Origin of the sequence: Ensifer meliloti (assembly GCF_030064585.1) — a bacterium.
GTDB lineage: Bacteria > Pseudomonadota > Alphaproteobacteria > Rhizobiales > Rhizobiaceae > Sinorhizobium > Sinorhizobium meliloti.
The window spans coordinates 655,797-681,491 of sequence record NZ_CP120365.1 but is presented as its reverse complement, the minus strand read 5'-3'; the positions used below and the strand labels follow the sequence as shown (position 1 = coordinate 681,491).

19 protein-coding genes are annotated in these 25,695 nt (G+C 63.1%); 9 read left to right on the top strand and 10 right to left on the bottom strand.

The annotated features are described in order from the left end of the window. Positions 1–31: 31 nt before the first annotated feature. On the bottom strand, positions 32–994 hold the full coding sequence (locus PZL22_RS10330) for an IS110 family transposase (RefSeq protein ID WP_284718538.1): 963 nt from the start codon (positions 992–994) through the stop codon (positions 32–34). Positions 995–1,686: 692 nt separating this feature from the next. Continuing rightward, positions 1,687–7,956 (bottom strand): apolipoprotein A-IV repeat region-like domain-containing protein, encoded by a 6,270-nt coding sequence (locus PZL22_RS10325; protein WP_284718638.1) that lies wholly within the window; start codon positions 7,954–7,956, stop codon positions 1,687–1,689. Between the two features lie 616 nt (positions 7,957–8,572). Here PZL22_RS10325 and PZL22_RS10320 point away from each other — a divergent pair. From PZL22_RS10320 to PZL22_RS10310, 3 genes are all read left to right on the top strand, one after another. Further along, positions 8,573–8,941: an Hpt domain-containing protein gene (locus tag PZL22_RS10320; protein WP_003532977.1), complete on the top strand. Its 369-nt coding sequence runs from the start codon at positions 8,573–8,575 to the stop codon at positions 8,939–8,941. Positions 8,942–9,346: 405 nt separating this feature from the next. Next, on the top strand, positions 9,347–9,667 hold the full coding sequence (locus PZL22_RS10315; RefSeq protein ID WP_003532979.1) for a 2Fe-2S iron-sulfur cluster-binding protein: 321 nt from the start codon (positions 9,347–9,349) through the stop codon (positions 9,665–9,667). Positions 9,668–9,794: 127 nt separating this feature from the next. Further along, entirely contained in the window at positions 9,795–9,962 is a 168-nt protein-coding gene (locus PZL22_RS10310) for a hypothetical protein (RefSeq protein WP_010969489.1), read from the top strand. A gap of 189 nt (positions 9,963–10,151) precedes the next feature. Here the strand turns inward: PZL22_RS10310 and PZL22_RS10305 are convergent, their stop codons facing one another. Then, complete coding sequence (locus tag PZL22_RS10305) at positions 10,152–10,787, bottom strand: DUF922 domain-containing Zn-dependent protease (protein WP_003532981.1); 636 nt, start codon at positions 10,785–10,787, stop codon at positions 10,152–10,154. A 196-nt stretch (positions 10,788–10,983) separates the two neighbouring features. Here PZL22_RS10305 and folP point away from each other — a divergent pair, with 196 nt between their 5' ends. The 3 genes from folP to folK are packed head-to-tail and all read left to right on the top strand — an operon-like array spanning position 10,984 to position 12,732. Then, the gene (folP, locus tag PZL22_RS10300; RefSeq protein WP_003532984.1) at positions 10,984–11,835 is read left to right on the top strand and encodes a dihydropteroate synthase; all 852 of its coding nucleotides are present in this window, start codon (positions 10,984–10,986) and stop codon (positions 11,833–11,835) included. Positions 11,836–11,849: 14 nt separating this feature from the next. After that, a complete protein-coding gene (gene folB, locus PZL22_RS10295; protein ID WP_003532985.1) occupies positions 11,850–12,221 on the top strand; it encodes a dihydroneopterin aldolase in 372 nt (123 codons plus the stop codon). Continuing rightward, the gene (folK, locus tag PZL22_RS10290; protein ID WP_003532987.1) at positions 12,208–12,732 is read left to right on the top strand and encodes a 2-amino-4-hydroxy-6-hydroxymethyldihydropteridine diphosphokinase; all 525 of its coding nucleotides are present in this window, start codon (positions 12,208–12,210) and stop codon (positions 12,730–12,732) included. The genes folB and folK overlap by 14 nt, the downstream gene beginning before the upstream one ends. A gap of 39 nt (positions 12,733–12,771) precedes the next feature. On the opposite strand, the gene PZL22_RS10285 is transcribed toward folK, so the two are convergent. The 4 genes from PZL22_RS10285 to PZL22_RS10270 all read right to left on the bottom strand — a co-directional run bounded on the left by PZL22_RS10285 (position 12,772) and on the right by PZL22_RS10270 (position 16,738). Beyond that, positions 12,772–13,323, bottom strand: a complete 552-nt coding sequence (locus PZL22_RS10285) for a hypothetical protein (protein ID WP_003532990.1) — start codon at positions 13,321–13,323, stop codon at positions 12,772–12,774. Between the two features lie 134 nt (positions 13,324–13,457). Beyond that, a complete protein-coding gene (locus tag PZL22_RS10280; RefSeq protein ID WP_284718637.1) occupies positions 13,458–14,537 on the bottom strand; it encodes a YcjF family protein in 1,080 nt (359 codons plus the stop codon). Next, positions 14,534–16,033: a YcjX family GTP-binding protein gene (locus tag PZL22_RS10275; protein ID WP_003532993.1), complete on the bottom strand. Its 1,500-nt coding sequence runs from the start codon at positions 16,031–16,033 to the stop codon at positions 14,534–14,536. The genes PZL22_RS10280 and PZL22_RS10275 overlap by 4 nt, the downstream gene beginning before the upstream one ends. A 168-nt stretch (positions 16,034–16,201) precedes the next feature. Continuing rightward, the gene (locus PZL22_RS10270; RefSeq protein ID WP_015007626.1) at positions 16,202–16,738 is read right to left on the bottom strand and encodes a SixA phosphatase family protein; all 537 of its coding nucleotides are present in this window, start codon (positions 16,736–16,738) and stop codon (positions 16,202–16,204) included. A 406-nt stretch (positions 16,739–17,144) separates the two neighbouring features. Between PZL22_RS10270 and dksA the strand changes: the two genes are divergently transcribed. Next, complete coding sequence (dksA, locus tag PZL22_RS10265) at positions 17,145–17,564, top strand: RNA polymerase-binding protein DksA (RefSeq protein ID WP_003532995.1); 420 nt, start codon at positions 17,145–17,147, stop codon at positions 17,562–17,564. Positions 17,565–17,656: 92 nt separating this feature from the next. On the opposite strand, the gene PZL22_RS10260 is transcribed toward dksA, so the two are convergent. Continuing rightward, positions 17,657–18,622 (bottom strand): flagellar biosynthetic protein FliO, encoded by a 966-nt coding sequence (locus PZL22_RS10260; RefSeq protein WP_003532996.1) that lies wholly within the window; start codon positions 18,620–18,622, stop codon positions 17,657–17,659. Between the two features lie 367 nt (positions 18,623–18,989). Here PZL22_RS10260 and cckA point away from each other — a divergent pair, with 367 nt between their 5' ends. Then, positions 18,990–21,599: a cell cycle histidine kinase CckA gene (gene cckA, locus PZL22_RS10255; RefSeq protein ID WP_003532998.1), complete on the top strand. Its 2,610-nt coding sequence runs from the start codon at positions 18,990–18,992 to the stop codon at positions 21,597–21,599. Positions 21,600–22,014: 415 nt separating this feature from the next. Here cckA and PZL22_RS10250 read toward each other — a convergent pair whose 3' ends face one another. Beyond that, complete coding sequence (locus tag PZL22_RS10250; protein WP_015007623.1) at positions 22,015–22,947, bottom strand: pseudouridine-5'-phosphate glycosidase; 933 nt, start codon at positions 22,945–22,947, stop codon at positions 22,015–22,017. Between the two features lie 138 nt (positions 22,948–23,085). Further along, positions 23,086–24,045, bottom strand: a complete 960-nt coding sequence (locus PZL22_RS10245; RefSeq protein WP_003533000.1) for a carbohydrate kinase family protein — start codon at positions 24,043–24,045, stop codon at positions 23,086–23,088. 333 nt (positions 24,046–24,378) lie between these two features. Between PZL22_RS10245 and recA the strand changes: the two genes are divergently transcribed. Beyond that, the gene (gene recA, locus PZL22_RS10240) at positions 24,379–25,464 is read left to right on the top strand and encodes a recombinase RecA (RefSeq protein WP_003533002.1); all 1,086 of its coding nucleotides are present in this window, start codon (positions 24,379–24,381) and stop codon (positions 25,462–25,464) included. Positions 25,465–25,695: the final 231 nt, after the last annotated feature.

The following is a 25,695-nucleotide window of genomic DNA, read 5'->3' as shown; positions in this document are numbered from 1 at the left end:
CCCGCCTGCGGGGAGAAGCGCAACCATTAGACTAAGCGCAAGAATTTTGTTGTGGCGCGCTTTTCGTCCATGGGGTTTGGCGCTTGACGACGGTGTTGGCGAAGATGATGAGTTTGCGGACGCAGGCGATGAGCGCCGCTTTGTGGGATTTGCCTTTTGCGGTGAGACGGCCGTAGAGCTCAACCAGCGTCTCGTTCCAGCGCTGCGACGCCGGTAAGGCGGCATTGAACAGGGCCCTGCGGACGCGCGCCCGTCCGCCGGCGATATGGCGCTCGCCTTCACGCTTGCCGCTCTGGTCGTCATAAGGCGCCACGCCGGTCAGCGCGGCGATCTCCTCACGGTCGACCCTGCCGAGTTCGGGCATCAGAATGACCAGGGTGAGTGCCGTACGGATGCCGATGCCGTCGATGCTTTCGATCAGATCAAGCTTCCGGGCGAGATCGTCATGCTCGCGGACAGCGGCCTGCAACAGCGCGAGCTGGGCTTTGCAACGGCTCTTGAGCTCACCGATGGAACGATCGATCTTCTCGAGGATCCGCCTGTCGGTGAAACGCTCGCGGGTCTTGAGGCAGGCTATATCGGCTTCGATCTGCTCGATGAACAGCAGCCATTCGCCAAACGCGATCAGCCGGCTATCCGGCGCATGGCATCGGGCATCCGAACGGGCAGCGCACTCGGCGATCAGCGCGGCGTCGAGCTGGTCGTTCTTGGCTCGGCGCAGCTTATAGAGGCCGAAAGCGCGCACTTGCCGCGGCTGCAGCAGGACGACCTCAAAGCCTCTCTGATGCAGATACGCAATCACGTCGCGCTCATATCCGCCGGACGCTTCGATCCCGACCCGTCCGATCCCCTGCCGCTCGAGCCAGTCAGCCAGAGTCTGCCAGCCGTCGGCGTTGTTGGGCACTTTCTGTTTGTCGCTCACCGGGTAGGTGGCGACATCAAGCCATATCTTCCCGGTATCAATACCGGCCGCTTTCATGCTAATCTCGGTCATCCTTGTCGTCCCTGCCTTGCATACGAACCAGGTTGTTCCAGCAACCATTCGGGCCACGATGAGGAACCGACCGCGATCCTGCTTCTCCGTAACCCCCAAAGGTTCTGGTGCCGGCGATCCGACGGTCGGCGCCTTTGGCCGGGCGGCCGCCCGGCCAAAGGCATACCGAATCCTTTACAACATTTCTTATGCAAGGTGCCGGCAGGCGGATGAGGGGCGGGTGACCGATAATGCCAATGTCAGCGCATACGAGTTTGATCCCGAGGACCCATCCGCAAGCCTCGCCACTGCTGGAAATACAGATGCCGCCACTCCGGAGTAAGTCCGCGAGGGGCTGGACAACAAGAGATATGTGCATGCCGTAGCATCGAAATGGGGAGAAGGGACAAGCGGCGCGCCCTTCGCCCTGACCTGAATATGTGCGGAGCCTTGCCGCGAGTCCCCTTCGCCCCGCTTGCGGGGAGAAGGTGCCGGCAGGCGGATGAGGGGCTGGAGCAGTCCACCTCATCCTCTTTAGATCACGATGATTTTAGGTTGGGTCGACCTGAAATCATGAACGTGTCGATTTCAGAATTTGAGACGCAGGATGCGGGTCAAAGACCGCACACACTTTTCCTCATCCGCGCTAACCCAATAAAAAACGGCCCCGTCTTGCGACGAGGCCGTTCCCGAGAGACCGATTACGGTTCGTGTCAGCTGAAGCGCCCTGCCGCGTGGGCAAGCATGGTGTAGACCTTGCCGGTATCGGACGTCAGATAGGTCTGCGTGATGCGCTTATCCGGATCGTTGCGCGCCACATCGGCGAGCAGCTTCTCGAAATCGGCGATATACCGGTCGACGGCGGTGCGGAACTCCGGCTCGCGATCGTATTTGCGCTTGATCTCGTCGAAGGTCTGCTGCCCCTTCAGCGTATAGAGCCGGCGGGTGAAGACATCCCGTTCGCCGCGCTGATAGCGCCGCCAAAGCTCGACGGAGGCGTCGTGGTCGATCGCGCGCGCAATGTCCACCGAGAGCGAATTCAGCGACTCGACCACATGGCGGGGGTTGCGGTTGTCCCCGGCCTTTGCGACCGGCTGGCTTTCCGCCGACCGCGGCCGTGCTGCTGCAGGCTCTTCCTCGCGGGACGCGGCGCGCAGGAGATCGCGCATCCAGCCGCCGCCTTCTTCGGCGCGTTCCTCCGTTGCCGGCGGCCGGGCAGGCTGCAGCGGACGGGTGGCCTGCTCTATGCCCAGGCTTCCGCGCAGAGCGGCATTCGGGGCCGGCTGAGGTGCGGCAGGCTGCGGCGCGACGACTTGCGGTGCGGCGGCTTGTGGTGCGACGACGCGGGCGACCGGGGCAGCGGGGGCTTCCTGCTGGCGAACCGGCTGGGCGACTTCGAGCTGCGAGGACGACTTGCCGATGATCTCGGACAATTCCTGCAGCGCCTTGATCTGCTCGCCGACGGCGCGCCGCATCAGCGCGGCATTTTCCTTGGCCTCTTCCGGAAGGTCGAAAGCACCGCGCTTCAATTCTTCGCGGGTCATGTCGAGTTCCTTGCGGATTTCGCCGGCGGAACGACGGATGTCGTCGGTTGCGCCGTTGAAACGGCCGATCGCATCTTCGATCGCCTGGCGGACTGCTTCGCGCAGCTGCGCCGCGACGCCGTCGGACTTCTTGCCGCTCTCCGCCAGCATGCGCTCGACGTCGGAAACCGAGGCACCGATAGTGCCGCGCAGCCGCGACGCGGCGTCCTTGGCACGCTCTTCCACGGAGGCGAACGCTCCTTCGAGCGCCTGGCCGGCTTCCTCGCCGGTCTTTGCCATGACCTGACGCAGGGCCTCGGACGCGCTGAGTGCACGTCCCTCCACCTGCGAAAGCGTCTTGTTTGCGTCGGCGAAGGACGATTCGACGCCGGAGCGCAGCCTGTCGGCGATCTGGCGTGAGCGTTCTTCGGCCTGCGAGAAGACCCCTTCGACCGAAGCGGCAGCTTCATCGCTCGCCTTCACAAGCGTATCGCGCAGGGCTTCGGCAGCCTCGGTTGCCCGCTGTTCGGTGTTCGACAGCAGTCGGCCCACATCGGAGAAGGAGGATTGGATGCCACTGCGCAGATTGCCGGCAACCTGGCCGGAGCGTTCCTCGGCGCGCTGGAACGCGCCGTCGACGAAGCCCTCGAGTGCCCGCATGGTCCGCTCGATCTCCTCCGAACGCTGGACGAGGCCGACAGACAGCGTCCGGAGAGCGTCCTGGCGCTCTTCGAGCGTGCTGACCAGGTTCGACTGGGCGGCGGCTAGGAGGTCGGAAGCCTGTCCGAGAACCTTCGAATGGTCCTCGAAGCGGCCGACGATGCCGCCGATCTGCGACAATGTCGAGGAGGAAATGTCCGACAGCTTGTCGACTTTGCCTTCGATCAGGCGGGTCGAGGTGGAAAGCATGTCGGAGGCTTGCCGCGCGGTCTCCGAGACCTTTGCGGCGGTCGCCTCGAGCCGCTGGTCCATATCTCCGAGATTGCCGCTCGCCTGGTCGATGACCGTCGCGATCGCCGAATTGCTTGACGCAAGCTGGTCGATCAGGCCCATGGCCGTCGATTGCAGCCGGTTCTCGACCATCTTCATCGCCTTGGCGGTCTCTTCGGCACGCAACGAGATGGCGTCGAGCGTCTCGCCGGTCCGTTCGGTGATGGCGTTGATGAGCGCGGCGTTTTCGGCACGCAGGCGGTCGGCGCTTTCCTGGGTGAGGGAAGCGATGCGCTCGGCCGCCTCCTTGCCGGTAGCAGCATATTGTTCGATAACCGGGCGAGCCTGCTCGTCGAGAAGACGCGACAATTCCATCGAGCGCCCGGCGAGCATCGAGTTGAGTTCGCGGGTGCTTTCGTCGAGCGTGCTGCGGATGGACTGACCGCGCGCATCGAGCGCTTTCTCCGCCTCGGTCAGGCTCTGCTGAATGCTCTTGGCATGGGTCGCGATCTGGCTGTTGGTCGAGGCCAGTCGGGCGGTCGCCGTGTCCGCGGCCTCCGCGACCGAGCGGGCGAGATCGGCGTGGCGTGCGGCCGTGGCCGATGCGGTTTGTTCGATCGACGATGCAAATTCGGCGTTGCTCGCCGCGAGCGCGCCGGCGAAATCCGCGCCCGCCTTGGACAGGAGCCCCGCCGAGCGGGCGGCTTCCGCGTCGATCTCCTGGGTGGCGTCGCTGACGGCACCACGCAGGCTGGTGACGAGCGCGGCGGCTTTCCCCTCGATCGTGCGGTTTACGTTGTCCAGGCCGATATTGAGGGCCCGATCCATCGTGCCGAGCCGCTCCTCGATCCGGCCGGTGCCGGCTTCGATGGCAGTCGATATGCGCGTTGCCGCTGCCTCGCTGATCCGGTCGATCTCGCCTGCGCGCTCACCGAGACTGTCGGCGATCCGCTGTCCGGCATTGTCGACGATGGCATTGACGCTGCCGACGCTGTCGCGGATGCGCTCTTCCAGGGAGCCGAGGCTCGTTTCGATACGGGCGCCGGTATCACCGAGAATGGCGTCGACGTCACCGACGCTGCCGCGGATGCGCTCTTCCAGGGAGCCGAGGCTCGTTTCGATGCGGGAGCCGGTTTCGCCGAGAATGGCGTCGACGTCGCCGACGCTGCCGCGGATGCGTTCTTCGAGCGAACCGAGGCTTGTCTCGATGCGAGCGCCGGTTTCGTCGAGGCGGCTATTGACGCCGCTGATCGAAATGTCGACGCGGTTGGTGAGCGTGTCGGCCGCCAGACTGATCTGATCGGCTGTTTCGGCCAGGCGTTCGGCAATCTCGCCCGTCGTCGAGCGCATGCGGGAGTCGAGCGCCTCGGCGCTGCGATCGATCGCTCCGGCGATCGATGCCTGGCGCTCCTCGAGCGACATTTCGAGCATGCTGGCGCTGGTCGCCAGAGTGGTGGCCATCGCTATCGACTGGTCGGACAGCAACTCTTCGAGCCGCTCGCGTCCCTGGCCAACCGACAGGTTGATGGTGTTGATCCGATCGTCAAGTGTCGTGCGCAATTGCTCATGGGTCGTCGCCAGCGTGTCGCGCAGTTGCGCGGCCTTGCCGGAGAGCGTCCGATCGATCTCGGTCGCCTTGTCGGCAAGCGACGCGGTTGCTTCCGACGTGCGGGCGGCGAGCGCCTCGGTGCTGCGCTCGATCGCTCCGGCAATCGAGGCCTGGCGCTCTTCCAACGACATTTCAAGCATGCTGGCGCTGGTCGCCAGCGTCGTCGCCATCGCCGTCGACTGATCCGAGAGCAGCTCTTCCAGCTGCTCGCGGCCCTGGCCGACGGCAAGGTTGATCGCGGTGATCCGGTCGTCGAGCGTCGAGCGGATCTGGTCGTGCGTCGTCGTCAGCGTATCGCGCAGGTGTGAGGCCCTGCCGGTGAGCGTCTGTTCGATCTCGGCCGCTTTTCCTGCAAGCGAAGCCGTCGCTTCCGACGTGCGGGCGGTAAGCGCCTCCGCAATCTCGGCGCTGGTGCCGGCCAGCGTCTCGGAAATCTTTCCGACGCGGCTGCTCAGGTCCTCGGCGATGCGGGCGCTGGTATCGGTGAGCGTATCGGCGATCAGGCTGACGCGACCGCCCAGGTTTTCGGCGACTTCGGAGACGCTCTGCGAAAGCTTGTTCTCGATCTCGCCGACGCGGTCGGTCATGGTCTCGGCGACCGCCATGGCGCGGAAAGCCAGCCTGTCTGCGACGTCCTCTGCATGACGGCTGAGCGAGTCAGCCATTTCGCTGGCGCGGGCCGACATGGTGGAGTTGATCTGCGTCGCGCGCTCGGCGAGCACGCCGTCGAGCGCTGCGGTCTGGGTGGACAGCGCGTCGGTAATCGTCTGGCCGCGCTCTGAGAGGACGCGCTCCAGCCGGTCTGCGGTGCCGCCGACGGCACTTTCAATGACGCTTGCTCCGGAGGTGAGGGCGGTCGACAGTGCAGCCGTACGCTCCGAAAGCGTGTTGTCGAGGCGATGCTGGCTCGCGGCGATCGCGCTCGTGATCTCGTCGGTGGAGCCGGTAAGGGTCTGCTCGATGCGGGCATGAGCAGACTGCAGGCCCTCGATGAAGGCGGACGTACGGGAGTCGAGTCCGTCCGTCAGGCTTCGTTCGCTCGTCGTCAGCGCGTTGGCAAGCGCATCGGCGCGCTGGCCGAAGCCGTTTTCGATGCGCTCCTGCGCTTCGGTCAGGGCGCCCATCAGCGAACCGGTCTTGTCCGAAAGTACGCTCTCGATGCGGTTGTGCGCGTTGCCGATCAGGCTGCTGAGCTCGGAGGTGCGGCTGCCGATCGTCTCCTCGATGAAGTCCTGCGTCGCGCCGAGCGCCGTTGCCAGGGTGAGCGACTGGTCGGAAAGCGCCGAATTTATCTTGTCCACACTGCTGTCAAGGGCGCCGCCGATGGCCTCCGAGCCGCCGGAAACGGTCTCGTTGATCCGGTGGAGGCTTTCCATGAGCTTGGTGTCGAGCTGGCTCGCCCGCTTGTCGAAGGCGCTTGCAAATTCGTGGAAGCGTTCGTCGAAGGCGCTTGCCAATTGGCCGACCGTCGTCTGCAGCTTTTCTTCGAAAAAGCCGCCGCGCAGATCGAGATCCATGATGGCGTCGTCGGCGCTCGACTTGAGGCTCTGGCGGAAGCTCGCTCCCTTTTCGTCAAGGGCCGAGTTGAGCGAGGAAAGCACGTCGTCGAGGCCGCCGGAAATCGCCTGCTGGCCTATCCTGAGGCTCTCATTGAGATCGCGCGTCCGGGCGATCAGCGTCTCGTTGAGCTGACGGGCGCGTTCGTTCAGGGCGGCGTTGAGCTTCTCGGTATTGGCGTCGAGCGTCGAGGCACGGGTTTCGAATTGGCTGAGCAACTGCTCGCCACGCTGCGTCAGGTTATCGCTGAGTGCATCGAGACGCGCGTCGAATTCGTTGCTGAGCGCCACTCCGGCGGTCGTCAGGCCCGAAAGCAACGCGTCGGTCCGGGTGGTCAGCATGGTGCTCAGATTTTCGAGCGCGTGGTCCGATTTGTTGGTAAGTGCCGCGGCCCGGGTATCGATGAGCGAAGCGAAGGCCTCGCCGGAGACGGCGATGCGCGACGCAATGTCCTCGCTTGCCGTTTCGAGGTCGTCCTTCAGCTTGGTATGCGCGCCAGCGATCGCCGTGCGGATCCGATCCGAATGGCCGATGATCGCTTCGCGTTCGAGACCAAGCTCCTGGACGAGCGTGCGGACACGCAGTTCGTTTTCGCTGTAGCTGCGCTCGAGTGCGCTGACTTCCGAATGCACGAGCGCTTCGAGCTCGGTCGCCCGGGCGATGGTGCGCTCTATGCCCTCGTTCATCGCCGAGACTTCGCGGCGCACGGCCTGGCCGACCGTCATGACGCGGTCGGCGGCATTGGTTTCCGGCTCGGCGAGGCGCATCGCAACCTCGGCCATCGAACGCGCGGCGCTGCGCAGTTCCTGAGCACGCGCGATCATGATCGCGAAGGAGAAGAAGAGCATGACGGGCAGGGCGATGCCGAGCAGGATGCCGATTGCTCCAGGCATGGCCGCGAGATCGCCGAGAGAGCGGATCTGCCAGATCCCGGGCGCATAAAGAAGGTGGGCGACGCCAAGCCCGGCAACCGTCCAGACCAGTGAAATGATGGCAGCGACCCGGATTGCCGCGCGGCTCGAGCGAACCTCCAGCGAACGCAGCATGGCGGCTGGAGATTTGCGCGTGTCGTCGTTGGCGGGCGCCAGGGGAGGCTGTTTCGGCGCCATCTCGCTCGCAAAACTGCGCGGTGCTTCCGCGCCGCGCGCGGGCTTGGGAGCTTCCTGTTGCGCTCGTGCGGCGCGGGCCCCACCGGATCCGGCGGCCTGCCGGGCGGTCTCGGACACATTTTCCGGCACCGGCTCGTCCAGGGAAGTCTCGTCGTTCAAGGCCGACTTCAGGTCGTCAAAGTCGATCTTCAGGGCAGCTTCCAGCGCCTGGAATGCCTTTTCGTCGATCGACTCGTTGGTCTTCTTCGTCGCCATACCGATACGCCTCACTACTATTGCCCGATGATGGCCGTCTTCCTGTGCCGCCAGGTGCCCAGCGGAACATCCGAACCAGGGCGGTGACCGCAAGGTCCAAGCTTCGCGATGAAGCCATAGATTGACTGATCACCCATTACATCGCCTCGATGGATAGCCGCAGCCTATGCCCTGCGACACCTTGGGACGCAGCTTATCCACCGGAACAGTTGCCATTTTCATATACGGACCCGTTCCTAATCGTATCGTAGTGACACATTAGCCGGGCTCTTACAATTATGAGCGTTCTCCATTCATTAAAATCCTAATGATTTCTTAACGGAAACACGGTCTCCGGACCCGAAAAGCCAAGGGAATCAGCCGGTTTAATGGCCGTTAACCATTTCCTCAATTTTTCTGCCTCCATTGCGCCGCGTTTTAGGTCAATGGCAGTGCCGCGCACCGATAATCCTGTTTGAAAACGGTGCGATTGTTTAGAGCGTTATGAGGAAAAGTGTGTGCGGTTTTCCGCCCGCGTCCCGCTCTAATTTCTTGGTGACGATCACGTTCATGTTTTTAGGTCGACCCGACCCAAAACATCGTGATCTAGGCGAAATCGATTGTAGGAAACGAGCCCATGGCGGCACTCAAGATAGCCTTCGAGGTACCGGACACCCCCGCAAATTCCATTCCCTCCAGCAAGAATCCCATCGACCTTGCGCATCTCTACAAGCAGACGATGGGGGATACGGCGCTCGAGATCGAGGTTTTGAAGCTCTTCGCCCGTCAGGCACGCCAGGCGATGGCCGAGATGGCGGAGCGTGACGCAGAGGCCTGCAGCCAGGAGGCCCACCGTCTGAAGGGGGCGGCTCTCGCGGTCGGTGCGGTCGCAGTCGCCGAGGCTGCAGCCGCCATCGAGAAATGTCCAGCCGACGCTGCACTGCAGAGTGCTCTCGGCGCTGCCGTTCTCGAGGCAGAGCTCTTCGTCCTGAAACTCTGCCGTTGACCCTGAAGCGCGTCCTGATCGGGCGCAGAGGGGATGAGGAAAAGTGTGGGCGGTTTCCGCCCGCATCCCGCGCCTCAACTTCTTGGAATCGATCACGTTCATGTCTTCAGGTCGACCCGACCTGAAAACATCGTGATCTGGTCGCTGCTGCGGCTGGTCGCTATTGTGCATGTCGTTGTCCCAAAACCGCTGCGCACTTTGGGCCGGATGCCTTAAAACCTATCATCAAACGCGATCTGCCCAACCGCCGCGGCAATTTGAGGCTGTGCGGATGGGCCGCATCGTGTTGACTGGCCGGTTGATTTGTTGGAAGAACGTGCCCTGAATTCAAAGCCGGGGCACCGCCTAGTCCTGACAAGCCCTGTGCCAGCCGGCCGGCCCCTTCAATTCGTTCCGGAAAGAGAAATGACAAAACTTACGATCGTAGCCTTTGACGGCGCGCGCCACGAACTCGATGTCGAGAACGGCTCCACGGTCATGGAGAATGCGGTTCGCAATTCGGTCCCAGGGATCGAAGCGGAATGCGGCGGGGCCTGCGCCTGCGCGACCTGTCATGTCTATGTCGACGACGCCTGGGCGGCCCAGGTCGGCACGCCCGAAGCGATGGAAGAGGATATGCTGGACTTCGCCTACGACGTGCGTCCGACCTCGCGTCTCTCCTGTCAGATCAAGATGAGCGAAGCTCTGGATGGGCTCGTCGTTCATGTTCCCGAGCGCCAGGCCTGACCGGCTCGAAGGGCCATCGTCGCAAAAAAAAGCCTCGCCGGTCAATCGACAAGCGAGGCTAGGAGGGCGCATCGCATGCAGATGAGGGAGGGAACATCTGCCGCACCAGGACACGCCAGGAGAACCTGTGCTGCCTCATCGCCCGGATAATGCTGCATTAGCCGAAGACGACGAAGCCAAACTCACGCCGGTTGCCACTAAAACGCGAGATCTCGGTATCGATCCGCAATCCAATGTCAACTTCATCGAGCAGTTGAACTTCGGTTCCTCCGCTCGTTGCATGATTTTAATATAGCTGAGTCGGCTGCTGCTCGCTATCGTTAGATTCCGCCAGTAAAATACTGTGGGTTTCTGGCTTTTTCTTCTGAAGCTGAATTTATATCCAACCGTTTCTTTGGGGTATTCCGATCCAAAGAGCAAACACGGTCCCGCGTATCGCGCGGCGGCGATGCACGGCCTGCCTCACGTCATCAGCAGGTCTTGATCAGCGGGTCTTGGCGTTCTTCTTCAGGCTTTCGAGGCGGTATTGCAGCAACCGGATCATCCGCCGGTCGAAATTCGCCGCCTCGGTGCGGTCGAAGCGCGCCTGGTCCTTGTCGTGCCGTTCGACTTCCTCGGCGCTCACTTCCGCTACCCGGGCCTGCATGCGCTCGCAACTGTCCTCGGCTTTCAATGAAAGCAGCGCCTTTTCCATCTGGCGCGCGTGAATGCGCGCGATCTCCGCATGGCGTTCCTCGTGGCGCTTGATGTCGCTCGCCAGCGTGTCCCAGACCAAGGCCAGATCGCGACCCGCCTGTCGACGATACTTCCAGCGCGGCAGAATGATGCGCGTGTTGAGCGTGACTTTGGCCGAGCCCACCGCGCAGCGGTCGTCGCGACTGACATAGGTGACCGTGCCGCCGAACTTGATCCGGGTGGCGCCAGGATGCCGCGTTCCGGTGCTCTTCATCATGGGGCCGGACGCCGAAAGCGCCTTGTCAAGTTCTGCGGCCGTGCGCCCGCCGATCGAGAAGTAGGAGATTCTCTTGCTGATCAGTGTTTCGCCCGAGGCATTGCCAAACGGGACGCCGACGAGCAATGCGACCAGGGCTGCACGCAGCGGGATATGTAGTCGGGACATGGAAGCGCGTTCTCGCCGGTTGAACTTCATTGAAGCTTGGGGCATAGCCAAAGCCAGCGCAACACAAATCGGCCCCAACCGACGTCGACAAGCTTGCATGGTATGTGAGGAAGACGTCATAACGTGTTGCTTTCGAAAAATATATTTGCACCATGACGGGCGGTTAATTCGAGCCGTTCAGCTGCGGACCGGAACAATGACATACGATCCATTTCAGCCTTCTCGCTGGCATTTGGCGCATGGACGCGATCTCGAACTGGGCCCGCGTGGCGTTTTGATGGCGATCATCAATGTTACACCGGATTCATTTTCCGACGGCGGGCGCTTCGCTGATCCTGACGCTGCTGTCAGAGCCGCGCTGCGCGCACTGGAGGCGGGCGCGGAAATCCTGGATATTGGCGGCGAATCCACGCGCCCGGACGCCAAACCGGTCAGCGCCGACGAGGAACAGGCCCGCATCCTGCCCGTTATCACGGCGATCGCGCGGCAGTCCCAGGCCGTCATTTCGGTCGATACTTACCGCGCGGAAACCGCCCGTTTGGCGGTTGACGCCGGCGCCCACATCGTCAACGACGTGTACGGGCTCCAGCGCGAGCCGGCGATCGCGACCGTGGCGGCCGAGACGGGGGCCGGGCTCTGCATCATGCATACCGGGCGCGACCGGGAGAAACTGAGCGATGTGATCGAGGATCAGTTCCATTTCCTGGAACGTTCCCTGCAGATCGCCGCCGACGCCGGCGTAGCGCGGGAAGGGATCGTGCTCGATCCGGGCTTCGGCTTCGCGAAGGACACGAACGAGAACCTCGAGCTGATGGCACGCTTCCGGGCGTTGCATGAGTTTCGACGTCCGCTTCTCGTCGGAACGTCGCGCAAGCGCTTCGTCGGCGCGGTGACCGGCCGGGAGGCGGGAGGCCGCGACGTCGGTACCGCCGCGACGACGGCGCTCCTCAGAACTGCCGGCGCTGCGATTTTTCGGGTACATGATGTGGCAATCAACAGGGATGCGTTAGCGGTGGCCGATGCTATGCTGGCCGCAAAGAACAGCTGACGGGACATGAAGCCATGACTGCGACCTACACGATCACACTGAAGAACTGCGCGTTCTTTGCCCGCCATGGCGTGCTCGACGAAGAGGAGTTCCTCGGGCAGCGTTTCTTCGTCGATGCGGAACTCGTGGTCGATCAGGGGACGGCGCTTGCCGAGGACTGCATCGACGACACCGTGCATTACGGCATCGCCTTCGCCGAGATCGAGAGGATCGTCACTGGACGCCGGCGTTACCTGATCGAAGCGCTGGCGCTTGAGGTCGCCAAGACGCTTTGCGCCCGTTTTCGCCAGATTCGCAAAGCGAAAGTCTCCATCCGCAAGCCGAACGCGCCGGTTCCGGGCATCCTGGACTACGTGGAAGTCACGGTCGAGCATGTCGCCGAATAGGAGCTGGCGGCACGCGATACTCGGTCTCGGCGGCAATCTCGGCGATCCGCGCCGGTCGATGGCAGAAGCCCTGCGGGCACTCGACGCGCGGTCCGATTGCCGGGTCGTCGCGGTGTCGCGGCTCTACCGCACGCCGCCATGGGGCAAGACGGATCAGGATTGGTTCTTCAACGCCTGTGCGGAAGTCGAAACGACGCTGGATCCGGAGGCATTGCTTGCGGCCTGTCTCGATATCGAACGGGCCATGAAGCGCGTGAGAATGGAGCGCTGGGGTCCCCGAACCATCGACATCGATCTCCTGACCTTCGGTGACCTCAACAGGGCGAGCGCGACGCTCACGCTGCCTCATCCGCGCATGACCGAACGGGGCTTCGTGCTGAAGCCGCTCGCCGACTTTGCGGCAGACCTTGCCGTCGAAGGACGGACAGTCATTGAATGGCTGGGCCGGGCGGATGTGAAGGGCATCGAAGTGGCCGACGAAAACGTTGAATGGTGGCGCGCGGAGGAATAGGCAAAGAGGCCGTGATCGCGTATCTGTCGGGAAGGGTGGCTACTCGATCGAACCGACGGCGATATCGTCCATCTGCCGGTTGAGGCTCACGCCGATGACCGGGACCATGGTGTCCTCGACCTTCACCGAGATCGTGATGTTCATGGTTTCTTCGCCCTGCAGGCGCGCGATCATCGCACCATTAAGCTTTTTGCGGTTGATCCCGACGACCACCTTGTCCTTGGCAACGCTGCCGGACACGACATCGAGACCCTTGCCCTCGGCTCCGTCCAGGAACTTTCCAGTGTAGCTGTTGCCCTTCCGGACGATCGTCGCCGACATCGGCTGCTTGAACACCCCGACGCGGCAGAAACCGTCCAGTTTCAGGCCGGCTTCATTGCCGGGGGCCGCTTCACCGGTGAGATCGCAGGTAAACTTCGTGCCCTTGTACTTGCCGGCAACGATTTCGCCCGGGCCTTTCCATTGCCCGGCAATCCTGTCGAAGAACGCCTTGTCGCGGGCGCCGGAGAACGCGGGTGTCGCAAGGCCCGCGGCGGCGACAAGCGCGATAACGGCAACGCCGCGAACAATCGGAGAAGGGCGCGAGAGCATGAGCAGTCCTTGATGGATCAAGCTGGAAACTGACGCCTACATTGCCGTGAAAATGGTTAACGGATGGTTTCATTCCGGCTTCCATGCCGCCTTATCTTGCGAAGAGAGCAGGGCGCCGGCGATGTGATCGACGATCAGCCGGCTGAGCCCTCGGACCGTGCGGTGCCCGGCGCCAGGTCGCCCAGAAAGTCGCCGATGCTGGGGCGCTTCAGCGCGCGAAACGGCATCGGCCTGCAGAGATCCATCGCCGCGATCCCGATGCGCGCCGTCATCAGCCCGTTGATCACGCCCTCGCCGAGGCGCGCGGACAGCTTGGATGCCAGGCCGTGGCCGAGGATCTGCTGGATCAGGCTGTCGCCGACGGCGATCGAGCCCGTGACGGCGAGATGTGCGATGACATCGCGCATCAGGCGCAGCAGGCCGAGCGTGCCCGGGCGGCCGCCATAGAGTTCGGCCATGGCACGGATCATCCGCGCGGATTCGTAGATCACGTAGCCGAGGTCCACGAGAGCGCGGGGACTGACGGCAGTCACGATCGACACCCGCTTCGCGGCGCCAAGAATGATCCGCCGCGCCTCGCGGTCGAGAGGCGCCAGCAATTCACGTTCCGTCAGTTCGATGAGATGGGGTGCATCGATGATGTCGCCCTCGGTCTCCGCCAAGCGGGCGCGGCCCTTGGCCGTCCGGGGATTGCCGGCGAGCAGGTGAACGAGCCTCGCGGTCGCAGCGCGCGCGGCTTGCGTCTTTCCGGATGCGGCGGCCGCGGCGAGATCGGCCTTCAGCGTCTGGACGGCGGTCAGCTGCATCATGCCGAAGACTTCGCGCGCGACCACGATCAGGAAAGCGATGACGCCGATCGCCACGACTGCGACGGCTCCATAGCCAAGCCAGTCGGCGCGCGAAAAGAGATCGCGCACGAGCCGGTCGATCCAAAGCCCGACCGCAAGCGAAACGAGGATGCCGAACGCCCCCGCGGCGATCTTGCCGAAGGAGAGCCGGCGCCGACGCGGCATTGCTTCCGGCAGGTTGAGCGATTCGACCGCCGCGGTGGTCCCGATGAACGGGTCCTCGGCATCGGGCGTCATGACGAACTTTTCGCTAAAACTCCCCGGTGCGCGCCGCGGCGTCTGTTCCATCCCGCGTTCGGTGGCCTCCTCGGCTTCCACGGAAAAGGCGGCCGGCCTGCGTCGACGGTCGTTGAAATCATCACTCATGCCAGGCGATCTCCGAGCAGGAACTGCATGGCCCTGTCTAGCCGGATATGCGGCACGGAGAGTTTCAATCCGCCGCGCGTCTCTTCGAGGTGCGGCGGTCGGAAGCGGACGAAATTCAGTTCCGGCATTGCTTGCTCTGGGGCGGAGGCGGATAGGGCGGATGCGGAGACGCGGTCGACGGCTTCAAAAAGAAGTTCAGGATCTTCCGGTAAGTCTCCTGGAAATATCGCTGTTTTCTTTTCGCCGTCGAATATCTCGCCATTGATCTTCTCACCGGCGATCGGCGTTCCGACGATCACGGGCAAACGATGGCCATCGTGATCCACGGTTGCCTCGCGCGTTGCTCTGACAGATGCGAGCGCCATGACCTCAAGGCCCGCGCCGCTCATTCCTATTCGCTCGGTCGCCCGGCCGACGAGGCGAGCCGTGATGCGTTCGAGCCGGTCGTGACTTTCGTGGTGCAGGTGATCGGCCTTGGTGGCGGCGATCAGTACGCGGTCGATCTTGCGCGTAACGAACGAGGTCAGCCAGGAATTGACGCCGGGCCGGAAGCAGGCAAGCACGTCTGCCAGAGCCTGTTCCAGATCCTTCAGCGCCTCCGTGCCGCGGTTGACCGCCTGGAGCGCGTCGACAAGCACGATCTGGCGGTCGAGGCGGGCGAAATGTTCGCGGAAGAACGGTTTTACGACATGCGTCTTGTAGGCTTCGTAGCGTCGCTCCATCATCGCCCAGAGCGAACCCTTTGGCGCGCGGCCGGCCGGCAGGTCGGGGAGCGGCGAGAAGGTCAGCGCCGGCGACCCTTCCAGATCGCCCGGCATGAGGAAGCGGCCAGGCGGCAGGGTCGAGAGGGACCGGTCGTCCTCCTTGCAGGCCTTGAGATAGGCGGTGAAACTCTCGGCAAGCCTGCGGGCGCTGCCTTCGTCGGCCGGCGTCGAAGCTCCGAGCGCGGCGGCAAGTCCCAACCATTCGCTCGACAGTTCGGCGCGCATGCCGGTGCGCGCGCGTTGAACCGTTGCGTCGCTGAACTGCCGGAAGTCCTGGCTGAGCAGCGGCAGATCGAGCAGCCATTCGCCGGGGTAATCGACGATGTCGATCGACAGCCGCCCGGGAGAGAGCAGGCGACTCCAGCCGCTGGCGCTTTCGTAATCGAGCGTGATCCGAAGCTGCGATATGGCCCTGGTCGAATCCGGCCAGGACCGATCCCGAACCAGCGCCGCAATGTGATCCTCATATTGAAAGCGCGGCACCGCGTCGTCGGGCTGCGGTTCGAGCCGGATCTTGGACACACGGCCCGAGCGGACCGGTTCGAAAACCGGCAGCCGCCCTCCGTTCAGCAGGTTGTGGACGAGCGACGAGATGAATACGGTTTTGCCGGCCCGCGAAAGGCCGGTGACGCCGAGCCTGACGGACGGGGTGACGAGACCCGCTGCGCGGTCGGCGAGATTGTCCAGGGCGATCAGCGCGTCGTCTTTGAAACTGGTGAGAATGGGCGCCAAATTCTTTCGTCCCTTCGGGAATGATGAGCGGTACGGTTGATTTGCCGATATCCCAACCGGGGCGCGGGCATCCGCTTAGCGTCTGGAGCGATATAGGAAATGTTTCCGTCAGCGCAACAACGCGAAGCGAATTCGCCGTTTCCGCAGGCGGAAGCGGCTGGCAAGGTCTCATCCTTTCTCGGCTTCTTCAGGGGCGGGAACGAGGAACTTCGAAAGTGTCGCGGTCCATGCTGTTCCGGCTTTCGGCCGCGCCGCAAAATCGATCACCGCCATTCCGGCCGGCGGATATCCGCCAGCGAGTGCCGCAGCTGCCCGTTCTTCACCCAGAGTTCGTCGAAAGAGCTCCTCCATCATCGGATTGTGCCCGATGATCATCAGCGAGGGTCGGCTCGCATGTGCCTCGACAAGGTCGGCATAGACGGTTGTGGGTCCAGTATAGAGTGTGTCGAGGTAACGAATGTCGATATCTTCGCCAAATGCGCGGTATAGCGGTTCGGCCGTCTGCCGGCAGCGGACGGCTGTCGAGCAAAGGATCAGGTCCGGCCTGATGCGATGGTCGGCTGCGGATTGTGCCGTCAGTTCCGCCTCCGCAAAGCCGACATCGTCGAGTGCGCGATCGAAGTCGCTCTGGCCGGGCAGAGCCCAGCCCGATCGGGCATGGCGAAGAAGCAGAAGCTGGAAGGCCGGGACGACGCTGTCTTGCATGTATTCACCCGGTGTTGGAAATCCCCAGGATGGAGGCGTCCGTCGTGCCGACGGCTCGAAACGCCTTGCGGATGCTCCGTTGTCCCGCCGGTCGGCGTAAAGATCAAGCCGCGCTTCGCGGTTTTTTGATCCGGCGGGCCCATTGAACCGACGCCCGTCGCGCACCAAATGTCGGAATCCGAAACGCCGCCTTGCTCGCCCATGGAACGTCAAACGGCTGGCGCCGTCGGCGGTGAACGGTGTTTCGGCGTTTAAGACTATGTGTGTAATTGTGATGAAATATTAGCCGGTTAGCCTGCGATGCGGGCAGTGTTAAAATGCAGTTAAGCACTGATTACAAGGCTTGAATCAGAGCTTCCATAGGTCTATACACCGCCGCAATGAGATGTTCTTCAGGAGAATCGCGTTGAGTGAGAAGATCGATCTTAGTACCTATGTCCTGTCGGAGGACGAGGATTTTATGAATGCGAACCACCGGGCATACTTTCGTGCGAAGCTGAATGCCTGGAGAAACGACATCCTTCGCGAAGCCCGCGAGACACTGGATCACCTGGCGGAGGAGAGCGCCAATCATCCTGATCTTGCGGACCGCGCCTCATCCGAAACGGACCGGGCGATCGAATTGCGCGCTCGGGACCGTCAGCGGAAGTTGATTGCCAAGATCGATGCCGCGTTGCAGCGGCTCGATGAAGGCACCTACGGATACTGCGAGGAAACCGGGGAGCCGATCGGACTGAAGCGCCTGGACGCCCGACCGATCGCAACTCTCTCGATCGAGGCGCAGGAACGTCACGAGCGTCGCGAGAAGGTCTACCGGGACGAATAAGTCCGGGGACATCGTTGGGACTATCGAAAACGGCGCGGTTCGACCGCGCCGTTTTCATTTGTGCATCGATGCGTTGTTCCGGGATGTACGAATTACAATTTGCGGCTCACGGAGATATCGGCGAGCATCCTTTCCATCTCCTCTTCGATCGTCGGCTCCTTGCGGGTGTCCTGCGAGGGCGATCCGAGTACCGGTTCCTGGCGACCGGCGGGCCTGATCTCCGGACGCGGCGGCCCCGAAGGTGTGAAGCGTTGGAGATCGCCGCTGATTTCCGCATCGAGCATGCGCTCGAATTCTGCGGCTGCTTCCGGCGCGGCGGGCCGAGGCGGGAGAGATTGGCCCGGCATGCCCTTTACCGGTTCGATCGCCGTAAGCGGGACGGGGCGCTCGTCGCGAGCCGCGGGCTCCACCGGAAGCGGGCGGTCACGCACCGCGCCGAAATCGGTATGCGACGGCTCGATGGCGGATACGGGCGGAATGTGAGGTGCAGGTAGAGGCCTGGAGACCTGCTGCGGCTGCGACGAGCCGAGTGCGGGGGCCTGCTGCTGATCCGGGACCACGCGCACTGGAGGCTCCGGGCGCGCGGCGACCCGCGGCGGCTCACTCGGGCGCGCCGGTTGCCGCACGGGTTCGGCCGCAGCTTCCGTCGGGAGAGGGGGCTCGGGCGGGACAGGGGAAGGAACAGGCCGGGGCCGGACTTCCGCATTCGGGGCGCGGGTCGTCTTTTCTTCCGGCTCCGCCTGAAGCGTGGCCGGAACCGGGTTTTCTCCCTCGGGCGCGATGCGGCTTTCGATCACGATGTCCGTCGGGCCGCCGATCATGATCAGGTGTTCGACGTCGTCGCGGCGGACGAGCACCAGGCGCCGACGCGTGTCGACTGCGGCGGCATCGAGCACCGCAAGCCGCGGCTGTCTGTTCTTGCCGCCGCGGACGAAGGGAGAGGAGGGCTTGTTGCGCATGAGCCGAAGCACGGCCACGAGGCACAAGAGACCGATCGCAACCGCTCCGGCCGCGATCATGAACCGGCTGGCGTTGTCCCCGAGGATTGTTTCCATCATAGGCTGAACTCCTTACTGCCGCTTCGCATGGCAACATTTGACGGCTTTTTTCGGGCTTGGACAAGCTTCGGCCCGACATTCCCTGTGAATTGACCGCAGCGCTTCCGCAGAGACGCTTTTTGCTGTTATCTCTGATTGTTAAAGATGATTCCAGGTCGATGCGCGAAAGCGCCGAGGGCGGCCATCGATTTCGCGACGATGCCTTCGGACCCGGCCACCGCATGGTTCCTCAAACCGGAAACGGATTGGGGATAAATCATGCGGCAATTCAAAGTATTGCAGCGGCCCTTGTGCATCCACGGGGATGTACGGCACTGCAAGCGCTCGGGATCGCGTTCGATGCGACCCGGCAGCAGGTGAGGACCCGATGACGAAATTGCGGCAGGCAGGTGACTACCAGATGCCGGTCGTTGACCGGGGCGTTCGTCCGGGAACCATCCTCAGGATCATCCTGCTTGCGATCGTCCTCACCGCGTCGGCCGCCGCTTTCGTCGTCTTCAAGGACCAGCTCGAAAACGAGATCGTGCTCGGCATTCTCGGCGTGCTGGCCATGGTGGGCATATTCTTCCTCGTTTCTTCCGTCATCGGCTTTATCGAGGTGATGCCGCAATCGCGGCCGGACGAACTGGCGCGCGCCTTCCTCGACGCGCATGAAGACGGGACGATCGTGACCGACCGCAAGGGGCGCATCATCTATGCCAACGCCGCCTATGGTGCCCTGACCGGCACCAAGAGCGCGGCAGGCATTCAGTCGCTCGAAACGATCCTGTCGCGCAACCGCGAGGCGACGGAAGCGATCTATCGCCTGACCAACGGTCTGCATGAGGGCAAGCAGGGTCACGAGGAGTTCCGGCTGCTGAAACCTCTGGCGAACGGCAAGGTGGCTGGCTCCGGCGCCCATTGGTATCGGCTGAAGGCGCGGGTACTGCCGCTCGAGGATGCGGGCAGCAATCCGCTCTACCTGTGGCAGATCGCGGATATTACCGCCGAGCGCGACGAGCAGGAGCGCTTCTTCAAGGAGCTGCAGAACGCGATCGACTATCTCGACCACGCACCCGCGGGCTTCTTCTCCGCCGGGCGAAAGGGCGAGATCTTCTATATCAACGCGACGCTCGCCGACTGGCTCGGAATCGACCTGACCAAGTTCCAGCCCGGCTCCGTCAGCATTGCCGATCTGGTCGCGGGCGAGGGGCTGGCGCTCGTACAATCGGTACAGGCGGAGCCCGGTCTCAAGAAGACCAAGATCCTGGACCTCGATCTCAGAAAGGCCAACGGCCAGAGCCTGCCGGTACGCTTGATTCATCGCGTTTCCTCGGCGCGGGACGGTGCGCCAGGCGAAAGCCGGACGATCGTGATGTCCCGGGAAGGCGACGATGGCGATCAGTCGGCGTCGAATGCCGCGATGCGGTTCACCCGCTTCTTCAACAACACGCCCATGGCAATCGCCTCGGTGGATGGAAACGGCCGCATTCTCAGAACCAACGCTCCGTTCATGAAGCTCTTCGCCGGGCTGGTTTCGCAGGACGAGGTCGAGCGCGGGGCGCTGATCGACGCTGTCGTGCATCAGTCCGAAAGAGGGCGTCTGCAGGAGTCGCTGGCTGCCGCGAAGGACCGGCAGAGCGATATCGCACCGATCGACGCGCTTCATCCCAAGGATGAGGGGCGTCACTTCCGCTTCTATGTCAATGCAGTCATCGACCAGAGCGATCAGGCGCCCGAGGAGGCTGCGATCATCTACGCCCTGGAGATCACCGAGCAGAAGGCGCTCGAAAACCAGATGGCGCAGACGCAGAAGATGAATGCCGTCGGGACGCTCGCCGGCGGCATCGCCCATGATTTCAACAATGTCCTGACGGCCATCCTGCTTTCCGCCGACCATCTCCTGCTGTCGGCGCGGCCGGCGGATGCGACCTTTGCGGATCTGATGGAGATCAAGCGTAACGCCAACCGGGCAGCCGTGCTCGTGCGGCAACTGCTCGCCTTCTCGCGCAAGCAGACGATGCGTCCGACGGTGCTCAATCTCACCGACGTCATCGGCGATCTCAGGATGCTCGTCGACCGGATGACCGGCACCAACGTCAAGGTCGAGGTGGACTACGGCCGCGATCTCTGGCCGGTCAAGACGGACCTCGGCCAGTTCGAACAGGTGCTCCTGAACCTCGCCGTCAATGCCCGCGACGCCATGCCTGCCGGCGGGATCATCACGCTTAGGACACGCAATCTGCCGGCGAGCGAAGTGGCGGCGCTTGGACGGCGCGAACTGCCCGAGGAAGACTTCGTCATGGTCGAGGTGTCCGACCAGGGTACCGGCATTCCGCCGGAAATCATGGACAAGATTTTCGAGCCCTTCTTCACCACGAAGGATGTCGGCAAGGGCACCGGGCTCGGACTGTCGATGGTTTACGGCATCGTGAAGCAGTCCGGCGGCTATATCTATCCCGAGTCGGAGATCGGCAGCGGGACGACCTTCCGCATCCTGCTGCCGCGCCATGTCGACATTCCCGAAACGCAGGATGAGGACGCGTCCGCAGCGCAATCCGCGGCGCCGGCGAGGAGCGAACCGGTTGCGGTGCCCATGCCTCGGGCCGAGCCTGCCGATCTTACCGGAGATTCCGCGGTCGTGCTGCTGGTCGAGGACGAGGAAGCGGTCAGGCGCGGCGGCAAGCGCATGCTGGAGACGCGCGGCTATACGGTTCACGAAGCGGGATCGGGTATCGAAGCGCTGGAGATCATGGACGAACTCGACGGCGCCGTGGATATCGTCGTGTCCGACGTCGTGATGCCGGAAATGGACGGGCCGACGCTGTTGCGCGAGCTGCGCAAGACGTATCCGGACCTGAAGTTCATCTTCGTATCCGGCTATGCCGAAGATGCTTTTGCGCGAAATCTGCCGGCCGACGCGAAGTTCGGCTTCCTGCCGAAGCCCTTCTCGCTGAAGCAACTTGCGGTCGCCGTGCGCGAGATGCTCGACAGCTGACGAGGCTTCTCCTCTGCGGAGCGAATGCCCCTCATCCGCCTGCCGGCACCTTCTCCCCGCAGGCGGGGAGAAGGGACAAGCGGCGCCAACCGAACCCCGCATTCACCGCCCGCCGAGGGAGCGAAGCGGGCGCGGCATATCCCTTCTCCCCGCCTGCGGGGAGAAGGTGGCGGCAGCCGGTTGAGGGGCAATCCCGACCGAGCGGGGTTGAGGCGGTTGGGTTCCCGAGGGATCCCTTCCATGAGCAGTATCCGCCGCACCGGCGCGCAAGAGATATGTGCATGCCGTAGATTTTCGATGGGGAGAAGGGGACAAGCGGCGGCGCAGCGGATCCCCTTCGCCCCGACTGCGGGGAGAAGGTGCCGGCAGGCGGATGAGGGGTGGGCCGAAAGGCCCAATTTGCCTTACCGTTGCGTCAGTCGTTAGCAGCGAGAGCGACGGCGATCCCGGCGGCAAGGCGTGCATTGTTCTCGACCAGCGCGATATTGGTTTCGAGGCTGCGCCCGTCCGTCAAACGGAAGAGGTTGTCGAGCAGATACGGGGTGACCGCCTTGCCGGAAATCCCCTCGCTCGCCGCATTGTCCAGCGCGCGGGTGATGTAGATCTCCATCTCCTCGCGCGGGATTTCGCTTTCTTCCGGCACCGGATTGGCGACAAGCATTCCGCCGTCGATTCCGAGCAGCTCGCGCGTCCGCTGGAAACTGGCGATCGCCGCCGGGCTGTTCAGCATCAGCGGGCTCTTGAGGCCGGATTCACGCGACCAGAAGGCGGGGAAGTTCTCGCTGTCATAGGTCACGACAGGAACACCGCGTGTTTCGAGCACTTCGAGCGTCTTGGGAATGTCCAGAATGGCCTTGGCGCCGGCGCAGACGACGATGACGCCGGTACGTGCGAGTTCGTCGAGATCCGCCGATATGTCGAAGCTCTGTTCCGCCCCGCGGTGAACGCCGCCGATGCCGCCGGTCGCGAAAACCCGGATGCCGGCGCGGGCGGCGGCGATCATCGTTGCGGCAACGGTCGTGGCGCCGGTGCGGCGTTCGGCGATCGCAAAGGCCAGATCGGCGCGCGACAGTTTCATGGCGCCCTGCGTCTTCGACAAAGCCTCCAGTTTGGCATCGTCCAGACCGATATGCAGGACCCCGTGGATCACGGCGATGGTTGCGGGCACGGCGCCCTGTTCACGGATGATCGCCTCGACGCTGCGGGCCATGTCGAGGTTGCCGGGATAGGGCATGCCATGCGTGATGATCGTGGATTCCAGCGCGACGATCGGCGCACCTCGTTGCTTGGCGGCTGCGACTTCATCTGAATATTCCATCGGCAGGGACGGGGAGGAGGGTTTGGTCATGATCGTTTCCTTGATTGATGACATCCTCGACGGCAAAATTGCTCGGGGATGCCTGATCGATTCCGGTGCCTGGAGCAGAGGATGCGGAAGTACCGCTCGCATTCCGTGCCGCGCGGCTCCCGATTCAGCCGCCAAATCTCATGACAGCATTTCCGTTTCCGGCACAAGCTGCAGAACCTGCTCCAGCATGTCCTGCGACATCTCGTCGGAAGCCGCGAATGGCGAATGCAGCGTTATGACGGCGGCCGCCATGCCGAAGCGAAGGCAGGCGGAAAGGTCCGCACCTGCAAGCCGGGCGGCGAGAAAGCCCGAGGCGAGCGCGTCGCCGGCGCCGGTGACGTCGGCAAGTGCTGAAAGAGCCGGCGGCGTAGCGAGGCAGGCACCCTCAAGATCAAAGGCGACCGCGGCCCGGCCTCCGCGCGTCACGACACCGCCGGAAAGACCGGCGGAGCGCAGCAGCAACGGCCATTCCTCGGCGGTCGCGGCCTCGGTTCCGGTAAGCGCGCGCGCTTCCGCCTCGTTCATGAACAGGAAATCGAGCCCGTCGAGGCAGTCGCGGTAGCGGACCACCTTTGCAGGCGAAACGGCGATACCGGCACGTAGCGGGCAGAACTTCGCAGCGGTGCCGACGAGGGCCGCCAAGGTCTCCTGCGGCAGATTGGCGTCCATCAGCACGAGTTCGCTCGCAGCCAAGATCTCGCGCGTCGCCCGCTGCTGCAGCCGGCGCGGCGTAAACAGAGCATAGAGGTCCATGTCCGCGAGCGCGATGACGAGGTTGCCGTCGTTTTCGAGGATTGCCGTATAGCTCGGCGTCTTGCGATCGAGAAAGGTGAAGGGGCGATCGATCACACCGGCAGCTTCCGCGGCGGCCGCTACCGTGCCGCCGGCGGGATCGCCGCCCCGCGGGCTGATCATCGTCACGCGATGGCCGAGGCGCGCGAGATTTCTCGCGGCATTGAAGCCGCCGCCCCCGGCTTCCTCGAACCAAGCGCCCGGATTGCTCGCGCCCGGTGCCGTCGCGCCGCTGATCCGGCCGCGCCTGTCGATATGAGCGCCGCCGAAAACGGCAATGTTCTGCGACTTCACCTGTGCTTGCATCTGGTCCTCGATGAAGGGCGGAGAAAAGGTGGCGAAGTCTCTCTTCCGCCGGCATTCCGATCTATCGTTTCGGACTACCTTTTAGGGCTTTGTCCGGATTTGATCCATCGTGAATCACGAGCGAATCGGGGCGGCGCGTGAAAGCCGGCATGCGTTGACGCGCTGCCTGTGGATACAGTGGATGAAAGGCGTGAACAAGAATCGAACGTGATGAAATATGGCAAGCGTTTTCAAATACTTGACGTGCCATTGCCAAGCTGGAACAAAACATGTACAAAAAGGCTTGCGGCGGCTTCATTGCCTCGATAGCTCCAATAACCTAAAGGTGGACCAATGGCACAAAATTCTTTGCGGCTCGTAGAGGACAAATCGGTGGACAAAAGCAAGGCACTTGAAGCGGCTCTTTCCCAGATCGAACGTTCGTTCGGCAAGGGATCGATCATGAAGCTCGGAGCGAAGGACAGCGTAGTTGAGATCGAAACCGTCTCCACCGGTTCGCTCGGCCTCGATATCGCGCTCGGCATCGGCGGCCTGCCGAAGGGCCGCATCGTCGAGATCTATGGTCCGGAAAGCTCGGGCAAGACCACGCTGGCGCTGCAGACCATTGCCGAGGCACAGAAGAAGGGCGGCATCTGCGGCTTCGTCGATGCCGAGCATGCACTCGATCCGGTCTATGCGCGAAAGCTCGGGGTCGACCTCGAAAATCTCCTGATTTCGCAGCCTGATACGGGCGAGCAGGCGCTGGAAATCACCGATACGCTGGTCCGCTCGGGTGCGATCGACATTCTCGTCATCGATTCGGTGGCCGCACTCGTGCCGCGCGCCGAAATCGAGGGCGAGATGGGCGACAGTCTGCCGGGCATGCAGGCGCGCCTCATGAGCCAGGCGCTGCGCAAGCTTACGGCATCGATCTCCAAGTCGAACTGCATGGTGATCTTCATCAACCAGATCCGCATGAAGATCGGCGTGATGTTCGGCTCGCCGGAAACGACGACGGGCGGCAATGCGCTCAAGTTCTACGCTTCGGTGCGCCTCGACATTCGCCGCATCGGTTCGGTCAAGGAGCGCGAGGAAGTCGTCGGCAACCAGACCCGCGTCAAGGTCGTCAAGAACAAGATGGCACCGCCCTTCAAGCAGGTCGAGTTCGACATCATGTATGGCGAAGGCGTTTCGAAGACGGGCGAATTGATCGATCTCGGCGTCAAGGCGGGCATCGTCGAGAAATCGGGCGCCTGGTTCTCCTATAACAGCCAGCGGCTTGGCCAGGGACGGGAAAACGCCAAGCTCTTCCTGCGGGAGAATCCCGAACTGTTGCGCGAAATCGAAACGGCTCTGCGGCAGAATGCCGGTCTCATCGCCGACCGGTTCCTGGAGAATGGCGGGCCGGAAAGCGACGGCGACGAAGCCGCCGATATGTAATCGGGAACAACCGTCTCGTTGAAGCATGCAAAACCGGCCGTCGTCACCTGCGGCCGGTTTTTTGCTGCCCGCTGGACAGCATGATATGCGGACGATAAAAGCCTGTGGTTCCGACGGCTCGGCCGGCGGAAAGCGTGACTTGATTGAACGCGACGCGCTTTATGCGCGGGGGTGAAGAGTGCGGCTGGGAGCCTGGAGAGATCAGGCTGCCGCCGGAGTGTACACAGATAG

Bases quoted from the DNA above. Each gene is read 5' to 3' on its own strand.
- PZL22_RS10280 (WP_284718637.1), bottom strand. From the start codon at position 14,537: ATGAGTGATGATTTCAACGACCGTCGACGCAGGCCGGCCGCCTTTTCC.
- PZL22_RS10320 (WP_003532977.1), top strand. From the start codon at position 8,573: ATGGCGGCACTCAAGATAGCCTTCGAGGTACCGGACACCCCCGCAAAT.
- PZL22_RS10315 (WP_003532979.1), top strand. From the start codon at position 9,347: ATGACAAAACTTACGATCGTAGCCTTTGACGGCGCGCGCCACGAACTC.
- folB (WP_003532985.1), top strand. From the start codon at position 11,850: ATGACTGCGACCTACACGATCACACTGAAGAACTGCGCGTTCTTTGCC.
- PZL22_RS10285 (WP_003532990.1), bottom strand. From the start codon at position 13,323: ATGCTCTCGCGCCCTTCTCCGATTGTTCGCGGCGTTGCCGTTATCGCG.
- PZL22_RS10325 (WP_284718638.1), bottom strand. From the start codon at position 7,956: ATGGCGACGAAGAAGACCAACGAGTCGATCGACGAAAAGGCATTCCAG.
- folP (WP_003532984.1), top strand. From the start codon at position 10,984: ATGACATACGATCCATTTCAGCCTTCTCGCTGGCATTTGGCGCATGGA.
- PZL22_RS10270 (WP_015007626.1), bottom strand. From the start codon at position 16,738: ATGCAAGACAGCGTCGTCCCGGCCTTCCAGCTTCTGCTTCTTCGCCAT.
- recA (WP_003533002.1), top strand. From the start codon at position 24,379: ATGGCACAAAATTCTTTGCGGCTCGTAGAGGACAAATCGGTGGACAAA.
- PZL22_RS10245 (WP_003533000.1), bottom strand. From the start codon at position 24,045: ATGCAAGCACAGGTGAAGTCGCAGAACATTGCCGTTTTCGGCGGCGCT.
- PZL22_RS10305 (WP_003532981.1), bottom strand. From the start codon at position 10,787: ATGTCCCGACTACATATCCCGCTGCGTGCAGCCCTGGTCGCATTGCTC.
- PZL22_RS10330 (WP_284718538.1), bottom strand. From the start codon at position 994: ATGACCGAGATTAGCATGAAAGCGGCCGGTATTGATACCGGGAAGATA.
- PZL22_RS10260 (WP_003532996.1), bottom strand. From the start codon at position 18,622: ATGATGGAAACAATCCTCGGGGACAACGCCAGCCGGTTCATGATCGCG.
- PZL22_RS10250 (WP_015007623.1), bottom strand. From the start codon at position 22,947: ATGACCAAACCCTCCTCCCCGTCCCTGCCGATGGAATATTCAGATGAA.
- cckA (WP_003532998.1), top strand. From the start codon at position 18,990: ATGACGAAATTGCGGCAGGCAGGTGACTACCAGATGCCGGTCGTTGAC.
- folK (WP_003532987.1), top strand. From the start codon at position 12,208: ATGTCGCCGAATAGGAGCTGGCGGCACGCGATACTCGGTCTCGGCGGC.